The 2,964-nt window shown below is 52.9% G+C and carries 4 protein-coding genes and 3 tRNA genes; all 7 read left to right on the forward strand.

What is annotated here, in order from left to right; genetic code table 11:
- The first annotated feature begins 151 nt into the window (after positions 1-151).
- A complete protein-coding gene (gene birA / locus N8H71_RS28625; RefSeq protein ID WP_262196510.1) occupies positions 152-1,105 on the forward strand; it encodes a bifunctional biotin--[acetyl-CoA-carboxylase] ligase/biotin operon repressor BirA in 954 nt (317 codons plus the stop codon).
- Complete coding sequence (locus N8H71_RS28630) at positions 1,095-1,844, forward strand: pantothenate kinase (protein WP_262196511.1); 750 nt, start codon at positions 1,095-1,097, stop codon at positions 1,842-1,844. Before birA ends, N8H71_RS28630 begins: the two co-directional genes overlap by 11 nt.
- A gap of 7 nt (positions 1,845-1,851) precedes the next feature.
- The gene (locus tag N8H71_RS28635) at positions 1,852-2,292 is read left to right on the forward strand and encodes a hypothetical protein (RefSeq protein WP_262196512.1); all 441 of its coding nucleotides are present in this window, start codon (positions 1,852-1,854) and stop codon (positions 2,290-2,292) included.
- A gap of 143 nt (positions 2,293-2,435) precedes the next feature.
- Positions 2,436-2,520 (forward strand) — tRNA-Tyr (locus tag N8H71_RS28640).
- 25 nt (positions 2,521-2,545) lie between these two features.
- A tRNA-Gly gene (locus N8H71_RS28645) sits at positions 2,546-2,619 on the forward strand.
- 26 nt (positions 2,620-2,645) lie between these two features.
- Positions 2,646-2,721, forward strand: a tRNA-Thr gene (locus N8H71_RS28650).
- Between the two features lie 85 nt (positions 2,722-2,806).
- A partial coding sequence (locus tag N8H71_RS28655) for a GTP-binding protein (RefSeq protein WP_238556644.1) occupies positions 2,807-2,964 on the forward strand: 158 nt, incomplete at its 3' end.

Raw genomic sequence — 2,964 nt, forward strand, 5'->3', positions numbered from 1 at the left:
GAGTAGGTCATCGTCAAGATTAAATTCCGAAACCCCAATTGCGAAAGCAGTTGGGGTTTTGTTTTGTCCGCAGGAAAATGGATTGTTTGAATTCTATGCAGCGGCCCGGTGCATGGCTATTATTCGGGCCTCATTCTGAGGCGAGACCTGCATGCTGACGTTGTTGAACCTTCTGAAGGATGGTCGATTCCATTCCGGTCAGGCCCTGGGTGTTGCCCTGGGAATTAGTCGAAGTGCAGTGTGGAAGCAGCTCCAGCACCTGGAGGCTGAGCTTGGGTTGTCCATACATAAAGTTCGAGGGCGAGGCTATCAATTAGCCTCGCCATTGGCGTTGCTTGACTCGCTCAAGATAGAGGAAGGTCTTTCCGGCTGGCCTGTCAGTATCTTTGATTCCGTAGACTCTACTAATGCTGAATCGTTGCGCGAGGTAGATCGAGGGCGGGCGGCTCCCTTTCTTGTACTGGCTGAGCGCCAAAGCTCAGGGCGTGGGCGTAGAGGACGTAAATGGGTGAGCCCGTTTGCTGAAAACCTCTATTACAGCCTCGTGTTGCGCATCGATGGTGGGATGCGTCAGCTTGAGGGGTTAAGTCTTGTTGTCGGGCTCGCGGTCATGCAGGCCCTGCATGCGCTTGGGGTGCCGGGTGCAGGGTTGAAATGGCCCAATGATGTATTGGTCGGGCGAAAAAAAATCGCCGGGATCCTGTTGGAGCTGGTTGGTGATCCTGCAGACGTGTGTCATGTGGTGTTGGGCATAGGCATCAATGTGAACATGCAGGCTACAGACGAAGTCGATCAGCAATGGACTTCAATGCGTTTAGAGTCGGGAAAAATTTGTGATCGCAATATTCTGGCGGTTGAGCTGAGCAAACAACTTCAACTCTATCTGCAGCGTCACCAATCAGGCGGTTTCTCTGCGCTTCAGGCGGAGTGGGAGGCGAGTCATTTGTGGCAAGGGCAGCCGGTTTCTCTTACTGCCGGTGTCAATCAGGTAGAGGGTGTGGTGCTGGGAATCGATATTCGAGGCGCGCTTCGGCTGAAGGTAGATGGTGTGGAAAAAGTCTTTAGTGGTGGTGAGCTCAGCTTGAGGTTGCGTGATGATTCTTGAGCTCGATTGTGGAAACAGCTTTATCAAGTGGCGTGTATTGCGCGCTGAGGCGGGCGCCTTGATCGCGGAAGGTGTGGTCGACTCTGATGGGGCATTGGTTGACAGTCTTCGAGCGCTCGAGAAAGTGTCTCTCGATAAATGCCGCCTTGTCAGCGTAAGAACTGAAGATGAGACCAATTTGCTGATTGGCTTGCTCAAGCATGAGTTCGGCATTTCCGTTGTCTGTGCGGCGCCCGCTCGCGAGATGTCCGGCGTAAAGAATGGTTACGACGATTATGAGCGTCTTGGGCTCGATCGATGGCTGGCGATGCTTGGTGGTTTTCACTTGGCTAAAGGGGCTTGTTTGGTCCTTGATTTCGGGACGGCGGTGACTGCTGATTTCATCTCGGCGGACGGTGAGCATCTGGGGGGCTTCATTTGTCCTGGGATGCCACTGATGCGTAATCAGTTGCGTACGCATACTCGAAAAATTCGCTATGGGGACCTGGCGGCGGAGCGGGCATTGACGAGTCAGGCTCCAGGGCGCAACACGGCTGAGGCTGTCGAGCGTGGCTGTTCGTTGATGCTAAGAGGGTTCGTATTGACGCAGCTGGAGATGGCGCGTTCCTACTGGGGTGATGACTACAGTGTCTTCATTACGGGTGGTGATGCCGAGTTGGTCTCGGATGTCGCGCCTGAGGCTCGGGTTGTTGCCGATTTGGTGTTCGTGGGTTTGGCTATGGCGTGTCCTTTGTCCTGAGGTTTGTATGCGTTGGTTGTTCCTTCTGCTTCTGGTACTCAATGTGTTTTATTACGTCTGGCATCAGCAGGAGGCCCCGCTACGCGCAAAGGATGTCACGCCTCTCAGTCTTTATCGTGGGTCGCAACAGGATATTCGCTTGCTGAGTGAGGCTGGTGGTGATGCTTCCCGTGAAAAAAGGGCTGGGGGAAAGCCTGATGGGCAGTGCCTTTATGTGGGTGGTTTGGCGCGCCCTGAGTCCGCTCAGGCGTTGGAGCAGCGCTTGACGGAGCTTGGAGCAAAAGCTCTTCCCTCGTCAAAAGAGTCTTCCGGCGGCTCATATTGGTTCCAGATTACGCCCGAAACCCAGCGTTTGTTGGGTGATGCTCAGCTACAAAACCTTTCCAAGGAATTCAATGAGTTAAAACATAAAATAATGCTGTGCGAGGGGGTTGCACCTGCTGAATAGTTTGCATAGAATGGCGCCCGCTCCACAGCGAAGACCTGAAAAGGTAGTAGCGGTGGAGTGATGTCAATGCAGCTAACCTCAGGTTTTTAAATGAGAAAATGCTTGACAGGGGTTTGGCATAGTATAGAATGCCGGCCTGATTAGGAGGGGTTCCCGAGCGGCCAAAGGGATCAGACTGTAAATCTGACGTCTACGACTTCGAAGGTTCGAATCCTTCTCCCTCCACCAGATTTTAGCGTGAGCTGCAGGCTCCGCGGGTATAGTTTAGTGGTAGAACCTCAGCCTTCCAAGCTGATGATGCGGGTTCGATTCCCGCTACCCGCTCCAAGTTTGCAGGTTGTGCAAAGTGTTACGCTCTTGTAGCTCAGTTGGTAGAGCACACCCTTGGTAAGGGTGAGGTCAGCGGTTCAAATCCGCTCAAGAGCTCCATATGACAAGGCAGATATGAAAATATCTGCCTTTGTTTTAATGGCTTGTGTTGTTTGCTCAATTTCTTCTGTTAGGGGTGATATCGATGGCTAAGGAAAAATTTGATCGTTCCCTGCCGCACGTCAACGTTGGCACCATCGGTCACGTAGACCACGGTAAAACCACGCTGACCGCTGCTCTGACTCGCGTCTGCTCCGAAGTTTTCGGTTCGGCCGTAGTTGAATTCGACAAGATCGACAGCGC

The organism is Pseudomonas koreensis (assembly GCF_025447595.1).
Taxonomy (GTDB): Bacteria; Pseudomonadota; Gammaproteobacteria; order Pseudomonadales; family Pseudomonadaceae; genus Aquipseudomonas; species Aquipseudomonas koreensis_H.

Coding starts and splice junctions, on each gene's coding strand:
- N8H71_RS28635 (WP_262196512.1), top strand. CDS start 1,852: ATGCGTTGGTTGTTCCTTCTGCTTCTGGTACTCAATGTGTTTTATTAC.
- N8H71_RS28630 (WP_262196511.1), top strand. CDS start 1,095: ATGATTCTTGAGCTCGATTGTGGAAACAGCTTTATCAAGTGGCGTGTA.
- birA (WP_262196510.1), top strand. CDS start 152: ATGCTGACGTTGTTGAACCTTCTGAAGGATGGTCGATTCCATTCCGGT.